The following is a 21,740-nucleotide window of genomic DNA, read 5'->3' on the forward strand; positions in this document are numbered from 1 at the left end:
TGATTGGTTGTCTTGGTGCAGACAAGTTCTTACAATCATCTATGTTGTGCGTGGTCCGGTCAATAAAAGCGCGATCAGCGGCATCCTTGATGGCGTTGTTTAGTAAGGTGCTGGATCGCTGTATCCCGAAGGCGCTTTCGAGTATGATGCTGCCTTCAAAATGTCTCCTCAAACCCCCGCTACGCGCGATACAGGTTGCTACCATGCTTGAACTTCGCGGCGCACCAGCGCTTTCACCTTTTCGTTTCAACAAACTGCACGCCTGCCTGAAAGACAGCGTCCCCGAAATTGACCATGTGTACGCCGAGTTCATGCATTTTGCCGATTTGGATGGCGACTTGTCTGACGCGGAACAGTCGATTCTTGATCGCCTGTTGAGTTACGGCCCGAGTGTGCCCGTAGAGCAGCCCGAAGGTGTTTTGTTTCTGGTGGTTCCCCGCCCCGGCACGCTTTCGCCCTGGTCATCCAAGGCGACTGACATTGTGCGCAACTGTGGCTTGCGTCACATTCTGCGTATTGAGCGGGGTATTGCTTATTACGTGCGTTCGGCGAAAAAGCTAAGCCTGGAGCAGCGGGGAAAAATTGCGGCGCTTTTGCACGACCGCATGACAGAAAAAGTATTTCACGAGATGGGCGGCGCCGAGTTGCTGTTTAGCCACGACGAACCCCGCGAGTTGGGTTGTGTGGGTATTCTTGCCGGCGGCCGCAAAGCCTTGGTGGACGCTAATCGTCGCCTGGGTATGGCGCTGGCGGGCGACGAGATTGATTATCTGGTGGCCGCGTTCTCTGATCTGAAGCGAGACCCCACAGACGTTGAACTGATGATGTTCGCCCAGGCCAACTCCGAGCACTGTCGCCACAAGATCTTTAATGCGTCTTGGGACATTGACGGCGAAAATCAGCAAAAATCCCTGTTCGGGATGATTCGTAACACCTACGAAATGAACAGCGAAGGCGTGTTGTCGGCTTACAAAGACAATGCCTCTGTTATTGCCGGGAGTCGCGGTGGCCGTTTCTTCCCGGATTCGAACACCGGTGTCTACGGTTACAACCAGGAAGACATCCACATCCTGATGAAGGTGGAAACCCACAACCACCCAACGGCGATTGCGCCATTTTCCGGAGCGGCCACGGGCGCCGGTGGAGAGATTCGTGACGAAGGCGCAACCGGTCGAGGCTCCAAGCCAAAAGCCGGCTTAAGCGGGTTCACCGTTTCTAACCTGAATTTGCCGGGCGACATCCAGCCTTGGGAAATCGGTTATGGCAAGCCAGACCGTATTGCCTCCGCGCTGGACATCATGATTGAAGGTCCAATCGGCGGCGCGGCTTTTAATAACGAATTTGGCAGGCCAAACCTCACGGGCTATTTCCGTACTTTTGAAGTTAAGGTTGCAGGCCCTGCAGGCGAAGAAGTGCGCGGCTACCACAAGCCGATCATGATTGCCGGCGGCCTGGGTAACATTCGAGCCGAGCACGTAGAGAAGGGCCACATTCCGGTAGGCGCCAAGCTCATTGTTCTGGGCGGCCCGTCTATGCTGATTGGCCTGGGCGGCGGAGCGGCATCCTCTATGGATTCCGGTTCCAGTAATGAGAATCTGGATTTTGCCTCGGTACAGCGTGGCAATCCGGAAATGGAGCGCCGTTGTCAGGAGGTGATTGATCGCTGCTGGCAAATGGGTGACACCAATCCGATTTGCTTTATTCACGACGTTGGCGCCGGTGGATTGTCAAACGCCATGCCGGAGCTGGTGAAAGACGGTGGTCGCGGCGGGAAGTTTGAGTTGCGTGAAATTCCCAGCGACGAGCCGGGTATGTCGCCGCTGGAAATCTGGTGTAACGAGTCCCAGGAACGATACGTTATGGCCGTGGCGCCGGAAAACCTGGAGTTGTTTGATGCGCTCTGTCGTCGTGAACGTTGCCCGTATGCGGTGATTGGCGAAGCCGCTGAAGAGCACTACCTGGAGTTGGCCGATTCGTACTTCAATGACAAGCCGGTCGATCTGCCGATGGATGTGCTGTTTGGCAAGGCTCCGCGTATGCATCGCAGCATCACACGCTCGTCATTTACCAAACGTTTATTCGACTCCACCCGGGTGGACCTGCACGAAGCGATTCGTCGCGTGTTGCGTTTACCGTCGGTGGGTTCCAAGAGTTTTTTGATCACGATTGGCGACCGCACCATTACCGGGCTTGTAGCACGGGATCAGATGGTGGGGCCGTGGCAGATTCCGGTTGCAGACGTAGCGGTAACCGCCAGTTCCTTTGACGTGCGCAGCGGCGAAGCTATGGCCATGGGCGAGCGCACGCCGGTTGCCGCGGTTAACGCGCCGGCGTCTGGCCGTATGGCGGTGGGTGAAACTCTAACCAATCTGGCTGCGGCGCCTATCGCCAAGCTGTCAGATGTGCGCTTGTCAGCAAACTGGATGGCCGCGGCTGGCCACCCGGGTGAAGACGAGAATCTTTATGAAACCGTGCGTGCGGTGGGTATGGAACTTTGCCCGGAGTTGGGTATTACCATTCCCGTGGGTAAAGATTCGATGTCCATGAAAACGGTGTGGGAAGAAAGCAGTGGTGAGCAGAAAAGCGTTACGGCGCCTCTGTCACTGGTGGTTAGCGGCTTTGCGCCGGTTACCGATGTGGGGCTTACGTTAACGCCGGAGCTTCAGCTGGACGTCGGCGCCACCGACCTTATTCTGATCGATCTTGCGGCGGGCCAGAACCGCTTGGGTGGCTCTGCGTTGGCCCAGGTCTATGGCCAGGTTGGCGCAGTAGCGCCGGATCTGGACGACCCGGAGGACATGAAAGCGTTTTTCGCGGTGATTCAGGGCCTGAACGCTGACCGAAAATTGCTCGCGTACCACGATCGCTCGGATGGCGGCCTTTTTGTTACTCTGGTTGAAATGTGTTTTGCCAGTCGTGCCGGTATCGACATAAAGCTGGACGGATTGGCGGAAGATGCCTCTCAGTTTGTCCGCGAACTGTTCAACGAAGAACTGGGTGCGGTGATTCAGGTGCGCCGCGACGATACCGAATTCGTGCTGCAGCAATTTTCTGCAGCTGGATTAGGTAATCATACGATCGTTATTGGTGAGCCGACTTCGGAGGCTCGTGTACAGATGAGCTTTAACGGCGAATTTGTAGTGGATGAGCCGGTGCTCGATTTGCAGCGCCTTTGGAGCGAAACCAGCTTCCGTGTTCAATCGTTGCGCGACAACGAAGACTGCGCGCGGGAGGAATTTGACAATCTTCTGGATGCCAAAGACCCGGGTTTGCAGGTAGTAACCACGTTTGATATCAATGAAGATATCAGTACGCCTTTTATCAACATTGGTGCGCGACCCAAAGTAGCCGTGTTGCGAGAGCAGGGCGTAAACGGCCACGTTGAAATGGCGGCGGCGTTTGATCGAGCCGGTTTTGAAGCTGTTGACGTACACATGAGCGATTTGTTGTCTGGTCGAATGTCATTGGAAGGCTTCAACAGCCTGGTGGCTTGTGGCGGCTTTTCGTTTGGTGACGTTTTGGGCGCCGGCGGAGGCTGGGCCAAATCCATACTGTTTAACGATCGTGTGCGTGATCAGTTTGCGGCTTTCTTCAATCGTCAGGACACCCTGGCTCTGGGAGTGTGTAACGGCTGCCAGATGCTGTCTAGTTTGCATGAGCTGATTCCTGGCAGTGAAGGCTGGCCACGCTTTGTTCGCAATCAGTCAGAGCAGTTCGAGGCGCGTTTGGCTATGGTGGAGGTGTTGCCTTCGCCGTCGGCCTTCTTCGAAGGAATGGCGGGTTCGCGTATGCCGATTGCCGTAGCGCACGGCGAGGGCCGGATCGAGTTGAGCAGCAACAGCCCGTTGGCGTCGCTGGCAGAGAGCGAACAAATCGCTTTGCGCTACGTGGACAATTACGGCGCCGCTACTACACGTTATCCGTTTAATCCTAACGGTTCTGAGGCTGGCGTGAACGGTTTCACAACCCGTGATGGTCGGGTAACGATCATGATGCCGCACCCTGAACGCGTATTCCGCGCGGTACAGCATTCCTGGCAACCAAAAGGTTGGGACGAAGACGCGCCGTGGTTACGGATGTTCCGTAATGCGCGGCGCTGGTTTGGCTAAGTCATTGGTGTAAAAGCCGGGCTTTTGTCGCCTCTGTTAAAGGAGTTGGCGGATGCTCGGTTTTTTTGCCTGCAATTTGCGTTGTTTGGGGATATCAAGAGAAAAAACTGCATAATTTCCAAAAAAAACTCTTGACTGGTAAATTTTATGCACATTTTCTAGCAATCACTGTATGTTCTGTAAACAACCCCATGATTTACCATGATAATTTCAGTAGACAAATTTAAGTAATTGATAAATAACGATTATTTTTAGGCGGCGATTTTGTCACCAATCTGTCTTAAAGGCAGTAATGGCGGGGTTTTTGGGGCGCTACTTAAAAACTTTCCCCAGAGTTATCCACAGATTCTGTGGGTAACTTTTTTGAATTTTTAGGTGTGTAGAATTTGACCGTCTATGAGGGATACTATGTATAAGATTTGCTACTTTGTGCCAGAAAGTCATCTTGACGAAACCAAACATGCACTGTTCGGCGCCGGTGCGGGGCGCATTGGCCATTACGATCAATGTGCCTGGCAAATATTAGGGCGAGGACAGTTTCGACCATTGGACGGAAGCCAGCCGTTTATCGGTCAAGCGGGTATTTTGGAAACTGTTGCAGAGTACAGGGTGGAATTGGTGTGCGCTGAGCACTGCGTGAGAAATGCCATTGCCGCATTGAAGGCGGCGCACCCCTACGAGGAGCCCGCCTACGAAGTGCTTGCTCTGGTGCAGTTTTAATCAGGCTTTTTCGGATTTCGCCATGGGGTGACGGATACTGTCAACGTGAACCTCGAACGTCTGCTTTTTCATATCGTTTATAAAAAACTCAAGGGTTTTGCGCACAGTCGGAAACGACAGTTCGTCCCAGGGGATATCCGACGGTTCAAACAGTTGTGTTTCCAGTGATTCCTCGCCTGCGCCATACATACCATCAATCAGCGTAGCGCGGTAAAATATGTGTACCTGATCGATGTGTGGGACGTCGATCACGGCGTAAAGGCCCTCGATGTGAACTTCCGCCAGAGCCTCTTCACGGGTTTCGCGAGCTGCCGCTTCCACGGTTGTTTCCTGGTTTTCCATAAAGCCTGCAGGCAGAGTCCAATAACCGTAACGAGGCTCGATGGCGCGGCGACACAGAAGAATACGGTTGTCCCATACCGGCACTGTGCCTGCGATAATACGAGGGTTCTGGTAATGAATAATGTCGCAGTGGGTGCATACATAGCGGTGACGATTGTCGCCGTCAGGGATCCGCTGTTCTACCTGTTCACCACAGTCACTGCAGTAATTCATAGCTTTCCCCGTATACTGATAATAGATGTCTTGAAGGCCATTAGTTTAACCATCTGAGCCACCTTAGCGCCATGGCGCCTTTGATTGAAGCATTCCAGGAGATACTTTGAAGCACTTGTTACATTCCCGGTTAGCAGGCTACCGGCCTAACGAGCTGGCGCTGGACTATCCTGAAGCGGGTATTTTGGTGCCTATTACCGACAACAGCGGTAATCCGGAGATGTTGTTCACCTTGCGATCTGCCCACCTCAAAACCCATCGTGGCCAAGTAGCGTACCCTGGTGGCAGGCGCGACCCCGAAGACGAAAACCTGATGGTCACGGCTCTTCGGGAGACCCATGAGGAAATCGGCTTGCCGCCAGACCAGGTGCAGATTGTGTCATCGCTAAGCCAGGTCACATCCCACGCCCGTATTCTTGTAACACCATACGTAGGCGTGGTACCCGAAGACCATCCACTACGCCCCAATCCTGCAGAAATCGAAAGTGTGTTCCGTGTCCCCATAGCCTGGTTGCTGGAAGACCGGCGTGAGCGTACCGATGCCTTACCTTTTATGGGCGGTATCATTCACGTGCCCTGCTACCGCTGGGAGAAATACCAGATATGGGGTTTGTCAGCCGTAGTACTGGTCGAGTTTATGAACGCTGTGTACGATGCCGGTATTGATCTGGAACGACCGCCCTCGCGTTAATATTGTGGTGTTAATGGGCTCGAGAGCCCAACAGAGACGGCATACTTCAAGAGGAAATTATGTTTTACAAATTGAACGACAGAGTTCCGGCGTTAGAAGGAAGTGGCCATTTTGTTGCCGATAATGCCTCGGTGATCGGCAGTGTTCGCTTGTTAGACAAAGCCAGCGTGTGGTTTAACGTGGTGATTCGCGGTGATAACGAACTGATTACGATTGGTGAGCAGAGTAACGTGCAGGATGGTGCCGTATTGCATACCGACCCGGGATTACCGTTAAACATCGGCCGTGGTGTGACTGTGGGGCACAAAGCCATGCTTCACGGCTGTGATGTGGGCGATTACTCGTTGATCGGCATCAACGCAGTTGTGCTGAACGGAGCCAAAATTGGCAAGCACTGCTTGATAGGAGCGAACACGCTGGTACCGGAACATATGGTGATACCCGACGGCTCGATGGTTATAGGCTCGCCGGCACGGGTAAAACGCCAATTAAGCCCGGAGCAGCAAAAGATGCTGGAAATGGCCGCGCTCAGTTACGTCAAGAATGCTGCGCAATATCTGGGCAACCTGCAACCCTGTGAGCCCGAGCGATGAGCGTTGCTAATAAAGTCAGGTCGCCTTGTGTCAGCATCTGCGCGCTCAATGAAGATGACGTGTGTATTGGCTGCCATCGTTCCAGTGATGAAATTATGCGTTGGATGCAAATGAACAGCGACCAGCGGCGCGAGGTATTGCGCCTGGTTGCCGCGCGCGAGAAAAAAGCTTTAATCTGAACCCGGCTGCCGGCCGTTCAATATCATCCGATGGAATTGTTATGGTACAAAAAATAGCACAGGTTACCTTGGGAACACCGTTAACAGACACCGCGTTCAAAGTTCTGTTTTGCGGTGCCGGTGAGTTGGGCAAAGAAGTTGTAATAGAGCTGCAGCGTTTCGGTGTCGAAGTTATCGCCGTTGATCGTTATGCCAACGCACCCGCGATGCAGGTTGCCCACCGCAGTCACGTTATTGATATGTTAGACGCTCAGGCATTACGGCGGATTGTCGAACTTGAAAAGCCGAACCTGATTGTGCCGGAGATTGAAGCCATCGCTACCGCAGAGTTGGTCAAGCTCGAAAACGAAGGTTTCACGGTGATTCCGTCGGCAAGGGCTGTGCATCTAACCATGAACCGGGAAGGCATACGTCGATTGGCAGCTGAAGAACTGGAGTTGCCGACGTCTCCTTTTCGGTTTGCAGGTACTAAAGAAGAGTACTTGGCAGCGGTGGAGGAGGTGGGGTTGCCATTAGTGGTAAAGCCGGTAATGAGTTCGTCTGGTAAAGGGCAGTCAACGATAACCCGCGCCGAGCACATCGAGGCTGCGTGGGATTATGCCCAAAGCGGCGGTCGTGCTGGTAAAGGAAGGGTGATTGTTGAAGGTTTTGTGGACTTCGAGTACGAGATCACTTTGCTCACGGTGAAGCACCGTGATGGAATATCGTTTTGCGATCCTATTGGCCACCGTCAAGAGGATGGTGATTATCGTGAATCCTGGCAGCCTCAACCGATGTCCGATCTCGCGTTTGAGAGAGCGGCTCGCGTTGCCCGTACCGTGGTTGAAAGCCTGGGTGGTTTGGGGGTGTACGGCGTAGAGCTCTTTGTTAAGGGCGACGACGTTTGGTTTTCGGAAGTGTCGCCTCGACCTCACGACACGGGTTTGGTAACGCTGATTAGTCAGGACCTTTCTGAGTTTGCGTTGCATGCCCGGGCAATTCTTGGTTTGCCGGTTCCTGCGATACGTCAATACGGCCCCGCAGCATCTGCGGTGGTGCTGCCGGAAGGTGACTCGAAGCGTATCCGATATAGTGGTATGCAGCTGGCACTGGCCGAGCCGGATACACAGTTACGTCTGTTTGGTAAGCCGGAGTTGAGTGGCCGGCGTCGCATGGGCGTTGCACTGGCGCTGGCGGGTTCTATTGACGCCGCGCGGGAAAAAGCGAGAAACGCCGCAAGCGCTATTAAAGTGTCTCTGAGCTAGCTATAGTAGTGAGAGAGTTTTAGGTAGCCATTCATGGATACCTGACAGGTGGCTCAAGGCCAGTTTGATGTTTTTTAATAAAGTTCAGATTGGCTGTTGACCTGTTCCGAGAAGTCTGTAGAATGCGCATCTCGCTTGAGGGACAGCCCGGAATAGAGGGGCAGGAATTGAGCGGAAACTGTTGGGTAAGACGTTGAAAAGTTTAGGAAATGTGATTTAAACTTTGAACGCGAAAACGGTTGACACGGTTCGGATACGCTGTAGAATGCGCCTCTCGAATCAAGCAGTACCAGCCGGTTAGGTTGGGGGGTTTGGAAGGAAATGCTTCTAACGCTTCTCGAAATAAACGGTTGACAGGGCAGCGAAACGATGTATAATTCGCCTCCTGATTGAGCCACGGCTCAAACGCTCTTTAAAAAATTAACCAAGTAATTCGTGTGGGCGCTGACTGGAGTATTTCGGTAAGAAATACCAAGTCAACGACTCGTCAAGAATTGAGTTTTTGTACTTGAGCAGATTGAAGATCTTCGGATCTTGTATGATTTAAACTGAAGAGTTTGATCATGGCTCAGATTGAACGCTGGCGGCAGGCTTAACACATGCAAGTCGAGCGGAAACGATGGTAGCTTGCTACCAGGCGTCGAGCGGCGGACGGGTGAGTAATGCTTAGGAATCTGCCTAGTAGTGGGGGATAGCCCGGGGAAACTCGGATTAATACCGCATACGCCCTACGGGGGAAAGCAGGGGATCCGCTCTTCGGAGAGGACCTTGCGCTATTAGATGAGCCTAAGTCGGATTAGCTTGTTGGTGGGGTAATGGCCTACCAAGGCAACGATCCGTAGCTGGTCTGAGAGGATGATCAGCCACATCGGGACTGAGACACGGCCCGAACTCCTACGGGAGGCAGCAGTGGGGAATATTGGACAATGGGCGCAAGCCTGATCCAGCCATGCCGCGTGTGTGAAGAAGGCTTTCGGGTTGTAAAGCACTTTCAGCGAGGAGGAAGGCCTTAAGATTAATACTCTTGAGGATTGACGTCACTCGCAGAAGAAGCACCGGCTAACTCCGTGCCAGCAGCCGCGGTAATACGGAGGGTGCAAGCGTTAATCGGAATTACTGGGCGTAAAGCGCGCGTAGGTGGTTATGTAAGCGAGATGTGAAAGCCCCGGGCTCAACCTGGGAACGGCACTTCGAACTGCATGGCTAGAGTGTGGTAGAGGGTAGTGGAATTTCCTGTGTAGCGGTGAAATGCGTAGATATAGGAAGGAACACCAGTGGCGAAGGCGGCTACCTGGACCAACACTGACACTGAGGTGCGAAAGCGTGGGGAGCAAACAGGATTAGATACCCTGGTAGTCCACGCCGTAAACGATGTCAACTAGCCGTTGGGGATCTTGAATCCTTAGTGGCGCAGCTAACGCACTAAGTTGACCGCCTGGGGAGTACGGCCGCAAGGTTAAAACTCAAATGAATTGACGGGGGCCCGCACAAGCGGTGGAGCATGTGGTTTAATTCGACGCAACGCGAAGAACCTTACCTGGCCTTGACATGCAGAGAACGTTCCAGAGATGGATCGGTGCCTTCGGGAACTCTGACACAGGTGCTGCATGGCCGTCGTCAGCTCGTGTCGTGAGATGTTGGGTTAAGTCCCGTAACGAGCGCAACCCCTATCCCTAGTTGCTAGCAGGTAATGCTGAGAACTCTAGGGAGACTGCCGGTGACAAACCGGAGGAAGGTGGGGATGACGTCAGGTCATCATGGCCCTTACGGCCAGGGCTACACACGTGCTACAATGGCGCGCACAGAGGGCTGCAAACCCGCGAGGGGGAGCCAATCTCACAAAACGCGTCGTAGTCCGGATCGGAGTCTGCAACTCGACTCCGTGAAGTCGGAATCGCTAGTAATCGTGAATCAGAATGTCACGGTGAATACGTTCCCGGGCCTTGTACACACCGCCCGTCACACCATGGGAGTGGATTGCACCAGAAGTAGTTAGTCTAACCTTCGGGAGGACGATTACCACGGTGTGGTTCATGACTGGGGTGAAGTCGTAACAAGGTAGCCCTAGGGGAACCTGGGGCTGGATCACCTCCTTAAACGATGCCGAACGCTTCGGTCAGAGTCCACACGAATTACTTGGTTGATTGATTAAAGAGAGCAAAGGGTCTTTCAGGCCCGACGGTTTTAACCCTCAGGGGTTTGGCGCCGGATTCGAATCGATTGGCAAGGCGCAAGCTGAGCGAAGGCGGAAGCGTACTGTAGTACGTGACCAACTGAACGAGGATTGCAACGCAGACCAGGCGCTTCGAAGACAAGCAAAACCGGGTCTGTAGCTCAGTTGGTTAGAGCGCACCCCTGATAAGGGTGAGGTCGGTGGTTCAACTCCACCCAGACCCACCAAAATTGTGTTACCCGTCGTTATCGCCGGACTCACGTGCCACTCGCACGCCACGCCCGACGATGCCTAGGTTAACCCAATTTTCCGAGTAAGCCTCAGCTGATGAGGTCCATCGGAATAGCACCAAAATGGGGCTATAGCTCAGCTGGGAGAGCGCCTGCCTTGCACGCAGGAGGTCAGCAGTTCGATCCTGCTTAGCTCCACCATTATACAGACATGACGAGTTACTTGGTTACCCTGAATGCCTGACTTCGGTCAGTGTACAGAAAAAAGTGTTTCAGTTTAGCGTCCGCTAAGTCTGAAGGCCTTCTTTCTGATCACTGGGTCAGATTTGCTCTTTAACAAATTGGATGAGATAGAACACGAATGCTTTCCTCTACGGTCTTTGAGGGAAGTGTTCAAGTGATAACGATTTTTTCAAGCGTTATCCGGTGTTGTCGTTGAAGTGGTTGTGTATGACTTCGAGTGACTATCTCTAGTGTTCCTGGAACACGCTGTCTAACTTCGGTTAGCTGGCCGTGATCTGTGGGCGTTAGAGTCAGTTGTCTTGGGGTTATATAGTCAAGCAACTAAGCGCATACGGTGGATGCCTAGGCAGTCAGAGGCGATGAAAGACGTGGAAGCCTGCGATAAGGTTCGGGGAGCTGGCAAACGAGCTGTGATCCGGACATTTCTGAATGGGGAAACCCACCCGATCTAGGTCGGGTATCTTACACTGAATACATAGGTGTAAGAGGCGAACCGGGAGAACTGAAACATCTAAGTACCCCGAGGAAAAGAAATCAACCGAGATTCCCTAAGTAGCGGCGAGCGAACGGGGACTAGCCCTTAAGCTAGACAACTGGTAGGAGAAGGCTCTGGAAAGTGCCGCCATAGTGGGTGATAGCCCTGTATCCGAAACCTGAGTCTAGTGAAATCGAGTAGGACGGGGCACGAGAAACCTTGTCTGAACATGGGGGGACCATCCTCCAAGGCTAAATACTCCTGACTGACCGATAGTGAACCAGTACCGTGAGGGAAAGGCGAAAAGAACCCCTGTGAGGGGAGTGAAATAGATCCTGAAACCGTATGCGTACAAGCAGTCGGAGCAGACTTGTTCTGTGACGGCGTACCTTTTGTATAATGGGTCAGCGACTTATGTTCAGTGGCGAGGTTAACCGTTTAGGGGAGCCGTAGGGAAACCGAGTCTGAATAGGGCGAATTAGTCGCTGGGCATAGACCCGAAACCGGGCGATCTATCCATGAGCAGGTTGAAGGTTGAGTAACATCAACTGGAGGACCGAACCCACTGTCGTTGAAAAGCCAGGGGATGACTTGTGGATCGGAGTGAAAGGCTAATCAAGCCCGGAGATAGCTGGTTCTCCCCGAAAGCTATTTAGGTAGCGCCTCGGACGAATACCACAGGGGGTAGAGCACTGTCTCGGCTAGGGGGTCATCCCGACTTACCAACCCGATGCAAACTCCGAATACCTGTGAGTACTATCCGGGAGACACACGGCGGGTGCTAACGTCCGTCGTGAAGAGGGAAACAACCCAGACCGCCAGCTAAGGTCCCAAAATTCCAGTTAAGTGGGAAACGATGTGGGAAGGCTCAGACAGCTAGGAGGTTGGCTTAGAAGCAGCCATCCTTTAAAGAAAGCGTAATAGCTCACTAGTCGAGTCGGCCTGCGCGGAAGATGTAACGGGGCTCAAACTGGATACCGAAGCTGCGGCTGCATACTGTGTATGCGGGGTAGGGGAGCGTTCTGTAAGCCTGCGAAGGTGAGTTGAGAAGCTTGCTGGAGGTATCAGAAGTGCGAATGCTGACATGAGTAACGACAATGCGAGTGAAAAACTCGCACGCCGGAAGACCAAGGGTTCCTGCGCAACGCTAATCGGCGCAGGGTGAGTCGGCCCCTAAGGTGAGACCGAAAGGTGTAATCGATGGGAGACGGGTTAATATTCCCGTACCTTGAATCACTGCGATGGAGAGACGGAGAAGGCTAGGTAAGCCGGGCGACGGTCGTCCCGGTTTAAGCGTGTAGGGAGGGGACTTAGGCAAATCCGGGTCCTCAATTCTGAGACGTGATGACGACTGCCCATGTGGCGGGAAGTTATTGATGCCATGCTTCCAGGAAAATCTTCTAAGCTTCAGGTGATTTGAGACCGTACCCCAAACCGACACAGGTGGTCAGGTAGAGAATACCAAGGCGCTTGAGAGAACTCGGGTAAAGGAACTAGGCAAAATGGTGCCGTAACTTCGGGAGAAGGCACGCTGGTGGTATGTGACACCCCTCGCGGGTTGAGCAGAAGCCAGTCGAAGATACCAGGCCCCTGCGACTGTTTATTAAAAACACAGCACTGTGCAAACACGAAAGTGGACGTATACGGTGTGACGCCTGCCCGGTGCCGGAAGGTTAATTGATGGGGTTATCCTTAGGGAGAAGCTCTTGATCGAAGCCCCGGTAAACGGCGGCCGTAACTATAACGGTCCTAAGGTAGCGAAATTCCTTGTCGGGTAAGTTCCGACCTGCACGAATGGCGTAACGATGGGGGCGCTGTCTCTACCCGAGACTCAGTGAAATTGAAATCGCCGTGAAGATGCGGTGTATCCGCGGCTAGACGGAAAGACCCCGTGAACCTTTACTATAGCTTCACAGTGAACTTTGAACATGTTTGTGTAGGATAGCTGGGAGGCATTGAAGCGTGAACGCCAGTTTGCGTGGAGCCAACCTTGAAATACCAGCCTGGCATGTTTGAGGTTCTAACTCTGTCCCCTTATCGGGGATGAGGACACTGTGTGGTGGGTAGTTTGACTGGGGCGGTCTCCTCCTAAAGCGTAACGGAGGAGCACAAAGGTGGGCTAAGTACGGTCGGACATCGTACGGTTAGTGTAATGGCACAAGCCCGCTTGACTGCGAGACAGACACGTCGAGCAGGTACGAAAGTAGGTCATAGTGATCCGGTGGTTCTGTATGGAAGGGCCATCGCTCAACGGATAAAAGGTACTCCGGGGATAACAGGCTGATACCGCCCAAGAGTTCACATCGACGGCGGTGTTTGGCACCTCGATGTCGGCTCATCACATCCTGGGGCTGAAGCCGGTCCCAAGGGTATGGCTGTTCGCCATTTAAAGTGGTACGCGAGCTGGGTTTAGAACGTCGTGAGACAGTTCGGTCCCTATCTGCCGTGGACGTTGGAGATTTGAGGAAAGCTGCTCCTAGTACGAGAGGACCGGAGTGGACGAACCTCTGGTGTTCGGGTTGTCACGCCAGTGGCATTGCCCGGTAGCTATGTTCGGATAGGATAACCGCTGAAAGCATCTAAGCGGGAAGCCCCTTCCAAGATGAGATCTCCCTGGGCCCTAGAGGCCCCTGAAGAGCCGTTCAAGACCAGGACGTTGATAGGTCGGGTGTGTAAGCGCTGCGAGGCGTTGAGCTAACCGATACTAATTGCTCGTGCGGCTTGACTATATAACACCCAAGACAATTGCGGATATCGCAACGAAAAAATCGTATCACGGCCCTAAAAAGCCAGCGTTCTATCTCATCCCCCAGTGATCAACCGTTTTGTCTGACGACTATAGCGGCTTGGTACCACCTGATCCCATCCCGAACTCAGAAGTGAAACAAGCCTGCGCCGATGGTAGTGTGGTTCGTCCATGTGAGAGTAGGTCATCGTCAGACTCTTATTGCTAAATGCCCCGACAGCTCACGCTGCCGGGGCTTTTTTTTGGCTGAATAAAACGAAACCAGCCCAAAACAGGGACGGATTTCAAAGCCGTCCCTCAGTGAAACCGGTCCCCACCTGGTGATTCGCCAATTCCAACGTCATGCATAGGCTTTGAATTCGTGCGGATTTAGTGTTTAATCCAGCGCTTAGTCATTGACACGGGCATCCCTGAATGAAAGCCAAGGTATTGATAACCCGTTTGAATGACGGCAAGATCCATTCCGGACAGTCACTCGCCATGGAGTTTGGCGTTAGCCGCACCGCAATATGGAAGATCGTACGGCGGGCGTTGAAGGAGGGTTTTGATATACGCACCGTGCGTGGCCGGGGCTATCAGTTAGCACACCCTGTGGATTTCCTGAACCAGGAAATTATCGCGAAAAACGTCGGGTTTGGCACAGTTTACCGAAAGCAGCGGGGCGTAGAGTGGTTGCCACTTACCGACTTATTTTAAAAGTTTATTCACCATAGCGCGCAGAGCAGCCGGTTTTACGGGTTTATAAAGCACATGATAGCCGCGGTCTGTCGCGTCATCTCTTACCTCTTGTGCCATATAGCCTGTAATCAGAATGCCGGGCAGGCGCTTTTTCAGAGCTACGCGCAGCGTGTCCATAGCGTCCAGACCGTTCTGGTCGTCGTCTAGCTGATAGTCGGCAAGCAGAATGTCGGGAACGTCCACACCCAGTTTTTTCATGGCGTCGTCCAGGCTTTCCGCGGCTGTTATCTGGCATTGCCAGTTGCTCAGCAGCGCCACCATACCCTGAAGAATAGCGGCATCGTTATCAATACACAGCAGATGACGGCCCTTCAGGCTGGATACCCGTCGAGCCGGGCCATAAGCCTGTACTGGCAGGGGGGTTAGCTCCTCGGCGGCCACTCTGGGCACCGTAATACTGAAAACGCTGCCACGACTCTGCCGCGACTGAACGGTCACCGGATGATTGAGCATACCGCTGATGCGGTCGACGATGGCAAGGCCAAGGCCCAAACCTTTCTTGTCGCGCCCATGCTGGAAACGGCGGAACTCTTCAAAAATCTGGGTTAGCTGATCCTCCGGAATGCCGGGCCCTGTGTCCCAGACTTCAATGCGCAGGAAACCATCCAGGCGACGGCAACCCAGCAGAATGCGACCTTCGGGCGTATAGCGTATGGCATTGGACAAAAAATTCTGGATCACCCGGCGCAGAAGCTTGGCATCTGAACGGATCCAGACGGAGCTGGGTACGACATCCAATATAAGGTCCTGGTCATTGGCGATGGCAGAAAAATCGTTTGCCAGCCGGCGGATGATATCGCTAACCGGAAACACGCTGATATCCGGCTCCAGAGCACCGGCATCCAATTTGGAGATATCCAGCAGCGTACTGATAATTTCTTCGGCCGCACCCAGGGAGCTGTCGATGTGTTCGACCAATTGCTGACACTCGGCACTTTGAGCTTTACCTTGCAGGGCAGAGGTGAATAAGCGTGCGGCATTTAAGGGCTGCAACAGATCGTGACTGGCTGACGCGAGAAAGCGTGTTTTACTGTGATTGGCCTGTTCGGCTACAGATGTGGCTTTAAGCATCTGCTCGTTGATCACCTGCAGTTCCTGGGTTCGCTCTTTAACCCGTTGTTCGAGGTAGATATTGGTTTCCTTTAGCGCCTGTTCGGTACGACGCATGGGCGTTATGTCCTGAAATGTCGTGACATAGCCGCCGCCGGGAATCGGCGCGCCTTCAATGCGGATAAACGTGCCATCGGGCCGCTGGCGCTCATAGGACATACGCTGGCCTTGGGTCATGCTGCCAATGCGTTGAGTAACGATTTCATCGATTTTACGGGCTGAAAGATTTGCGTTAGTCAGAGTATAGCGAATCAGGTCAGCCGCCGGTCGTCCCAGACGTACAAAACTCTTGGGGTAATTGAACAGTTCAATGTATAGGTGATTCCACACCACCAGTTCCTGCTGGTGATTTACTACTGACACACCAAGACTGAGGTTTTCAATAGCGGAGTGCAGCAGCTCTCGGCTAAACGTCATTGCCTGTGAGGCCTCATCCACAATGCTGACGACGTCTTCAATCTGCATATCGCGACCGGTCAGGGTCGATTCCAAAACCACGCGCGCGGTTGAACCACCGATAATCGATGCCAGCTGGCGCTCTATGTACTTCATTAAATGTGTTGTTGCAGGCCGCTGTGGGTAAAGGCGGATGGCATTGCGGCGCTCGTAATTGCGAAACACCGTTTCTGCGCGCTCGTCGCCCATGAAGCGATCAGCCAGAGCCTGCAGGTCGGAGGTCAAAATCTCACCCTGCCAGGTTTGCTGGTGGGGGGTTTCTCCGCGTCCGTGAGTGTCCTGAAAATAACTGGCGATCTGTATTTTCTCACGCACTCGTTGGCGGGTTACTAAGGACAGCATTATATAAATTGCAGTATTGGCTCCCAGGCTCCAGATTATACCGTGGCTGATTTGGTCCAGTTCAGCGCCAAACAGGGCGGTGGGACGGGTCCAACTCATGCCCCAGAGACCTTGCTGAACAAGCGTGTCGTTGATCCAGCCGGTAGATGCCAACGCAGGCAGAAGCAAAGTGTAGAGCCATAGTATAAAGCCTATAAAAAGACCCCATACCGCTCCGTTGTGGTTACCACCGCGCCAGACGATTCCGCCCACCAACGCTGGCCCCAGTTGCGCCGCAGCAGCAAACGACAGTAGCCCGAAGGCTGTCAAACTGGTGTCTTCCCCTGCCATCCGATAAAAACCGTATGCTGTCAGTAAAACAGCGGAGATAGCGATGCGGCGAATACTAAGGAGCAAGTAGCTCAGGTCCGCCTTGCGATTCATTCTGGGACGGAAGAATTTCAACAAAGCCGGCATGATGATTTCGTTGCTGACCATGGTGGCGACCGCCACCGAGCACACAATCACCATCGCCGCCGCTGCGGAGCCGCCCCCCAGAAACGCCAGTACTGCAAGCCAGGTATTGCCGGCCAGTATGGGCAACTGAAGCGTCATAATGTCAGGGTTGTAGTTGGCACTATCGGGTACAAGCAAGCTGGCAGCGGCAATCGGCAGTACAAAAGCGCTGGCGATGATCAGATAAATAGGCATAGCCCAGCGCGCGGTCTCGAAATCGCGGGGATCGCTGTTTTCAACCACCATAACGTGGAACTGCCGCGGCAGGCAGACAATGGCCACCCCGGCGACCAGGGTTTGGGTAATAAACGCGGTCAGATTCAGATTTTGGGTTGTCAGCACTCCGGTGAGATCGGCCGCGGCTACCCGCTGTGTAAGGTCGCCAAAGCCATTGAAAAAGCCAAACAGCACAAACAATCCAACCGCTGAAAACGCCACCAGTTTGATTACAGATTCAAACGCAATGGCTTGAATCATGCCGCGGTGATGCTCTGTTGATTCCAGGTGGCGGGTACCGAATAAAATGGTAAATAGGGCCAGAGCCAACGTAATGTACCAAGCTGAATCGCTCCAGGCGGCGCTGCTGAGTTCCTGTGCGCCGCCGTGGGGGCTGGACAACACCGCAAAGCCCATGGCGATGGCTTTTAACTGCAAGGCGATGTAAGGCACGCTGCCGATTAACGCAAAGGCGGCTATCATCGCTGCTAGCAACTGGGATTTTCCGTAGCGGGAAGCGATAAAGTCGGCTATGGAGGTGCTGCTGTTGCGCTTGCTGATGTGAATGATGCGGCGCAACAGCGGTGCGGCGAACACGAACACCAATATCGGCCCAAGATAGATGGGCAGAAACCCAAGTCCTTCCTGGGTGGCGCGACCCACGGCGCCATAGAAAGTCCAGGAGGAAAAATACACGGCCAGAGAGAGTGCGTAGATGTGGGTTCTGGCCAAACGTCGCTTATACAGCCCCGGGTGGCGGTCGCCTGCCCAGGCCACTACAAACAGCAGGGAAATGTAGGTGATGGAAATTAAAACCAGCAACCAGACACTAATCATATTAATGCATATCCGTCAGGTGATCAGGCTGCCAGGCCCGTTACCGGATTATCAGCGAGCACACACGGTGGAATAAAGTGGGTCATTCCTTTCCAGAACTTTCATGTTGTCGACCCTTGGCGTTCCATCAGAACCGATAGGAACAACCTCGCGAGTCCCGCAATTAATAATGTGAACTCGGTGTGCAACCGTGTCAGTGATTTTCTGTTCAAAGCGGTAAAGTGTGAACCGTACTATATTCGGATTGCTCGTATCCCGGGCGATGCTGTTTTTATCAACAGTGGAGAATGCGGTTACGTATGGGTAAACCAATGACCACGGGCGCCAGAATATACCTTCTCTTTCTGTGCTCACCACCGCTGCCTCATCAGGCAGGCGTGTCTGTTTATTGTCATACCAGATGTATTCTCCGTAGATAAGGTAGCCAAGCATACCGGCGCCGGCAAATACCGGAATAATCCATTTAGGCGCCATCTTGCGGGTGAGAAACCGGATTCCGAGAGCAATGCCGGCGGCGCCCAGTCCACAAAATACGGTGGCGACAAAAGTCCAGAACATAAATGTGTTTCCTTAAAAAAGAACGGGCCTCCTCTAAGAGGAGGCCCGTTCGGTAACAACCTGTCAGCTCAATGAGTGAAACAGGCCGGGTTGTTGCTTAGTGGTCCTGAGCTTTTCCGGCACCGCGTGGGTAACGAACGCTCTCAACCAGTTCCTGAATCTCAACGGGTGGCTCATCCGTCACATTGGATACCGTGAAGGCTACCGCAAAGTTGACGACGGCACCAATCGCACCGATAGACAAGGGCGAGATACCAAATACCCAGTTCGCCGGAATGTCAGCAAGGTTGGCGGTACCTGGTATGAAGAACCATCCTTTGTACACGAAGATGTACGTCAGGGTGAACGCCAGGCCGCACAGCATACCCGCGATGGCGCCAACATTGTTAACGCGCTTGGAGAAAATGCCCATCATCAGAGTCGGGAACAGAGATGCGGCTGCGATGCCAAACGCCAGGGCAACAACCTGTGCGGCGAATCCTGGCGGGTTGGCGCCAAGATATGTCGCGACAACAATCGCAACGGCCATCGATATACGGGCGGCTCTCAACTCGCCCTTCTCCGAAATACCCGGATTAATCGAGCCTTTGATCAGGTCGTGACTGATCGCTGAAGATATCGCCAGCAGCAAGCCTGCGGCTGTTGATAGCGCCGCTGCCAGACCGCCTGCGGCTATCAGCCCGATAACCCAACCCGGCAGGTTGGCAATTTCCGGGTTGGCGAGCACAAGGATGTCACGGTTTACGTCCAGTTCGTTGCCTTTCCAGCCGCGTGCGTCAGCTTGAGTCTGAAAAGACGGGGCATCGTTATAAAGCTGGATACGCCCGTCTTCGTTTTTGTCAACGAACTTGATCAGACCTGTAATTTCCCACTCTTTGACCCAGTTCGGGCGGTTGTCGTACTGAATTGGCTCAGCAGCGGTGCCATCGGGATAAATGGTGGTCATCAGGTTCAGGCGAGCCATAGACGCAACTGCCGGCGCTGTGAGGTACAGCAGCGCAATAAACACCAGGGCCCAGCCAGCAGACCAGCGAGCATCTGCAACCTTAGGAACCGTGAAGAAGCGGACGATAACGTGGGGCAGGCCAGCGGTACCAATCATCAGCGTCAGGGTAAACAGCGCCATGTTCAGGTGGCTGTCGAGATCTGCAGTGTATTCTGTGAAGCCTAAGTCAGTGACGACCTGGTTCAGCTTATCGAGAATCGGCATGCCCGAATCGATGTGAGTGGAGAACAGACCCAGCCCTGGAATCGGGTTGCCTGTCAGTTGCAGAGAAATAAATACAGCAGGGATCGTGTAGGCAATGATCAGCACAACGTACTGGGCCACCTGCGTATAGGTGATGCCTTTCATGCCGCCAAGTACTGAGTAGATGAAAATAATCACAGCAGCAATCATCAGGCCAGTTGTGGAGTCAACCTCCAGGAAGCGAGAGAAGGCTACACCAGCGCCGGCCATTTGGCCGATAACATAGGTGACAGACGCTACAATCAGACACACAACCGCAACCAGGCGGGCGTTGCGGCTGTAGAAGCGGTCGCCAATAAACTCTGGAACCGTGAACTTGCCAAACTTGCGCAGGTAAGGCGCCAGAAGCATGGCCAGCAGAACGTAACCACCCGTCCAACCCATCAGGTAGGCTGAGCTTGCATAGCCACTGGCAGCGATAATACCTGCCATGGATATAAAGGATGCAGCAGACATCCAGTCGGCGCCAATCGCCATGCCGTTGGTGATAGGGTGAATACCGCCGCCGGCAACATAGAAGTCTTTTGTACTTCCGGCCTTGGCCCATATGGCGATAAGGATGTAGATGGCGAATGAGCCACCTACAAAAAGGATGTTAATGGCAAATTGACTCATTGTTATTATTCCTCGTCCACGCCGAATTGTTTATCGAGCCTGTTCATGCGCCACGCGTAGTGGAAGATCAGTGCGATAAACGTGAGAATTGAGCCCTGTTGAGCGAACCAGAAACCCAGATCCGTGCCGCCGATGGAAATGCTGGACAGCATTGGCCGCAGGAAGATCGCGAAACCATAAGAAACCAAAGCCCAGATAATAAGGCTTCCGTAAATCAGGCGGAGGTTCGCCTTCCAGTACTGCTCAGCGTTTTCGCTATGACCTGACATAGAGTACTCCTGTTGTTATTGTGGAGTTTGCGGGATTACCTTATTGACTTTGGTGCAATGCGAGCCCGAGTGATATTGGCAAAAGGTCTAAAACTCTGGATTTTGACGGGTTTACGGTTGAAATTTGAGAACTGGCGCAGGCGCTTCAGCTCGATATCGGTCATGGCTTTGCATATGGTGCTGTTAAAACCGTTGTATGTTTCTCAGGCGGCGCTGGTAGCGCAATTTGTTGCTGAGCTCGGCCAGAGTGTGAATACCTTGTTGTGCGGCTTTGTTAAGAGCAATTAATGTAAGCTCAGCGGTGACCATAGCGTCAGCCGCGGCGTGATGGCGGGTACTGGCGTGTACGCCAAAGATATCAGCCCAGTTGTCTAAACCTTTGCCTCGGGTGTTAACGCTTGGAAAAAACGCAGGCATCAGCTCTGCAACATCAAGCCAGATGTGATTTTCACCATAGCCGAGTACAGCGCGCAGGGTTTTTTCCAGAAACTTCTGATCGAACGCCGAATGATAAGCCAGAATGGGATCTCCATCCATCCAGTCTAACAGGTGCAATAGAGCGTCTTCGGTCTCACGGCCGTCGGTCAGCGCTTCGGGGCCGATACCGTGAATCAGTACGGTTTTACGGATATCTAGCTCTGGCCGGCGTAATATCAGATCAAATTGATCGTTTAACGGTATAGCGTTGTTGTTGATAGCTACGGCGCCTATGGCGATCATTTGATCTTTGGCCGGGTTCAGCCCAGTGGTTTCCAGGTCAAGCACAATCAATCGTGAAGCCATCAAAGGCTGGTCACCAATCGTTTTGGGGTTCGGCAGGTTGGCGATGTCTATACCGCCACGCTTTTTGCGCTCCAGCCACTGCTTTAGAAAGTCGATCATAATCAGGCCCTGGGG

Annotated in this window: 13 protein-coding genes, 2 tRNA genes and 3 rRNA genes; 12 read left to right on the plus strand and 6 right to left on the minus strand. The window is 53.3% G+C overall.

Going from position 1 to position 21,740, the window contains the following annotated elements:
• Positions 1-203 precede the first annotated feature (203 nt).
• Both purL and MIH19_RS07870 read left to right on the plus strand, forming a co-directional pair.
• Positions 204-4,109: a phosphoribosylformylglycinamidine synthase gene (gene purL / locus MIH19_RS07865; RefSeq protein WP_249008336.1), complete on the plus strand. Its 3,906-nt coding sequence runs from the start codon at positions 204-206 to the stop codon at positions 4,107-4,109.
• A gap of 408 nt (positions 4,110-4,517) precedes the next feature.
• Complete coding sequence (locus MIH19_RS07870) at positions 4,518-4,829, plus strand: NGG1p interacting factor NIF3 (RefSeq protein ID WP_249008337.1); 312 nt, start codon at positions 4,518-4,520, stop codon at positions 4,827-4,829.
• On the opposite strand, the gene MIH19_RS07875 is transcribed toward MIH19_RS07870, so the two are convergent.
• Positions 4,830-5,384, minus strand: coding sequence for an NUDIX hydrolase (locus MIH19_RS07875; RefSeq protein ID WP_249008338.1), 555 nt, complete (start codon positions 5,382-5,384; stop codon positions 4,830-4,832).
• 106 nt (positions 5,385-5,490) lie between these two features.
• Between MIH19_RS07875 and MIH19_RS07880 the strand changes: the two genes are divergently transcribed.
• From MIH19_RS07880 to MIH19_RS07925, 10 genes are all read left to right on the plus strand, one after another.
• Positions 5,491-6,075: a CoA pyrophosphatase gene (locus tag MIH19_RS07880; RefSeq protein ID WP_249008339.1), complete on the plus strand. Its 585-nt coding sequence runs from the start codon at positions 5,491-5,493 to the stop codon at positions 6,073-6,075.
• A 59-nt stretch (positions 6,076-6,134) separates the two neighbouring features.
• Complete coding sequence (locus MIH19_RS07885; RefSeq protein ID WP_249008340.1) at positions 6,135-6,668, plus strand: gamma carbonic anhydrase family protein; 534 nt, start codon at positions 6,135-6,137, stop codon at positions 6,666-6,668.
• Positions 6,665-6,847: a DUF1289 domain-containing protein gene (locus MIH19_RS07890; RefSeq protein WP_249008341.1), complete on the plus strand. Its 183-nt coding sequence runs from the start codon at positions 6,665-6,667 to the stop codon at positions 6,845-6,847. The genes MIH19_RS07885 and MIH19_RS07890 overlap by 4 nt, the downstream gene beginning before the upstream one ends.
• A gap of 41 nt (positions 6,848-6,888) precedes the next feature.
• Positions 6,889-8,091: a formate-dependent phosphoribosylglycinamide formyltransferase gene (gene purT / locus MIH19_RS07895; protein WP_249008342.1), complete on the plus strand. Its 1,203-nt coding sequence runs from the start codon at positions 6,889-6,891 to the stop codon at positions 8,089-8,091.
• 545 nt (positions 8,092-8,636) lie between these two features.
• Positions 8,637-10,187 (plus strand): 16S ribosomal RNA (locus MIH19_RS07900).
• Positions 10,188-10,414: 227 nt separating this feature from the next.
• Positions 10,415-10,491: transfer RNA gene (locus tag MIH19_RS07905), tRNA-Ile, on the plus strand.
• Between the two features lie 128 nt (positions 10,492-10,619).
• A tRNA-Ala gene (locus tag MIH19_RS07910) sits at positions 10,620-10,695 on the plus strand.
• A gap of 353 nt (positions 10,696-11,048) precedes the next feature.
• A 23S ribosomal RNA gene (locus MIH19_RS07915) occupies positions 11,049-13,941 on the plus strand.
• 99 nt (positions 13,942-14,040) lie between these two features.
• Positions 14,041-14,154, plus strand: a 5S ribosomal RNA gene (rrf, locus tag MIH19_RS07920).
• The 16S, 23S and 5S rRNA genes sit together here with 2 tRNA genes alongside, the layout of an rRNA operon.
• A gap of 218 nt (positions 14,155-14,372) precedes the next feature.
• Entirely contained in the window at positions 14,373-14,654 is a 282-nt protein-coding gene (locus MIH19_RS07925) for an HTH domain-containing protein (protein WP_249008343.1), read from the plus strand.
• Here MIH19_RS07925 and MIH19_RS07930 read toward each other — a convergent pair.
• The 5 genes from MIH19_RS07930 to MIH19_RS07950 all read right to left on the minus strand — a co-directional run bounded on the left by MIH19_RS07930 (position 14,646) and on the right by MIH19_RS07950 (position 21,725).
• Positions 14,646-18,152: a PAS domain-containing hybrid sensor histidine kinase/response regulator gene (locus MIH19_RS07930; protein ID WP_249008344.1), complete on the minus strand. Its 3,507-nt coding sequence runs from the start codon at positions 18,150-18,152 to the stop codon at positions 14,646-14,648. The genes MIH19_RS07925 and MIH19_RS07930 overlap by 9 nt on opposite strands.
• Positions 18,153-18,203: 51 nt before the next feature.
• Positions 18,204-18,710, minus strand: coding sequence for a hypothetical protein (locus MIH19_RS07935; RefSeq protein WP_249008345.1), 507 nt, complete (start codon positions 18,708-18,710; stop codon positions 18,204-18,206).
• Between the two features lie 97 nt (positions 18,711-18,807).
• Positions 18,808-20,574, minus strand: coding sequence for a sodium:solute symporter family protein (locus tag MIH19_RS07940; protein ID WP_249008346.1), 1,767 nt, complete (start codon positions 20,572-20,574; stop codon positions 18,808-18,810).
• 5 nt (positions 20,575-20,579) lie between these two features.
• Positions 20,580-20,843, minus strand: coding sequence for a DUF4212 domain-containing protein (locus MIH19_RS07945; protein ID WP_249008347.1), 264 nt, complete (start codon positions 20,841-20,843; stop codon positions 20,580-20,582).
• A gap of 183 nt (positions 20,844-21,026) precedes the next feature.
• Positions 21,027-21,725, minus strand: a complete 699-nt coding sequence (locus tag MIH19_RS07950) for a 3'-5' exonuclease (protein ID WP_249008348.1) — start codon at positions 21,723-21,725, stop codon at positions 21,027-21,029.
• Between the last annotated feature and the right edge of the window lie 15 nt (positions 21,726-21,740).

The sequence above is a fragment of the Marinobacter sp. M1C genome, assembly GCF_023314135.1.
Lineage (GTDB): Bacteria > Pseudomonadota > Gammaproteobacteria > Pseudomonadales > Oleiphilaceae > Marinobacter.

What these genes read in the sequence shown, in the direction of transcription:
- MIH19_RS07950 (WP_249008348.1), bottom strand. Translation starts at nt 21,725, where the DNA reads ATGATCGACTTTCTAAAGCAGTGGCTGGAGCGCAAAAAGCGTGGCGGT.
- purL (WP_249008336.1), top strand. Translation starts at nt 204, where the DNA reads ATGCTTGAACTTCGCGGCGCACCAGCGCTTTCACCTTTTCGTTTCAAC.
- MIH19_RS07935 (WP_249008345.1), bottom strand. Translation starts at nt 18,710, where the DNA reads ATGTTCTGGACTTTTGTCGCCACCGTATTTTGTGGACTGGGCGCCGCC.
- MIH19_RS07945 (WP_249008347.1), bottom strand. Translation starts at nt 20,843, where the DNA reads ATGTCAGGTCATAGCGAAAACGCTGAGCAGTACTGGAAGGCGAACCTC.
- purT (WP_249008342.1), top strand. Translation starts at nt 6,889, where the DNA reads ATGGTACAAAAAATAGCACAGGTTACCTTGGGAACACCGTTAACAGAC.
- MIH19_RS07890 (WP_249008341.1), top strand. Translation starts at nt 6,665, where the DNA reads ATGAGCGTTGCTAATAAAGTCAGGTCGCCTTGTGTCAGCATCTGCGCG.
- MIH19_RS07870 (WP_249008337.1), top strand. Translation starts at nt 4,518, where the DNA reads ATGTATAAGATTTGCTACTTTGTGCCAGAAAGTCATCTTGACGAAACC.
- MIH19_RS07930 (WP_249008344.1), bottom strand. Translation starts at nt 18,152, where the DNA reads ATGATTAGTGTCTGGTTGCTGGTTTTAATTTCCATCACCTACATTTCC.
- MIH19_RS07940 (WP_249008346.1), bottom strand. Translation starts at nt 20,574, where the DNA reads ATGAGTCAATTTGCCATTAACATCCTTTTTGTAGGTGGCTCATTCGCC.
- MIH19_RS07885 (WP_249008340.1), top strand. Translation starts at nt 6,135, where the DNA reads ATGTTTTACAAATTGAACGACAGAGTTCCGGCGTTAGAAGGAAGTGGC.
- MIH19_RS07925 (WP_249008343.1), top strand. Translation starts at nt 14,373, where the DNA reads ATGAAAGCCAAGGTATTGATAACCCGTTTGAATGACGGCAAGATCCAT.
- MIH19_RS07875 (WP_249008338.1), bottom strand. Translation starts at nt 5,384, where the DNA reads ATGAATTACTGCAGTGACTGTGGTGAACAGGTAGAACAGCGGATCCCT.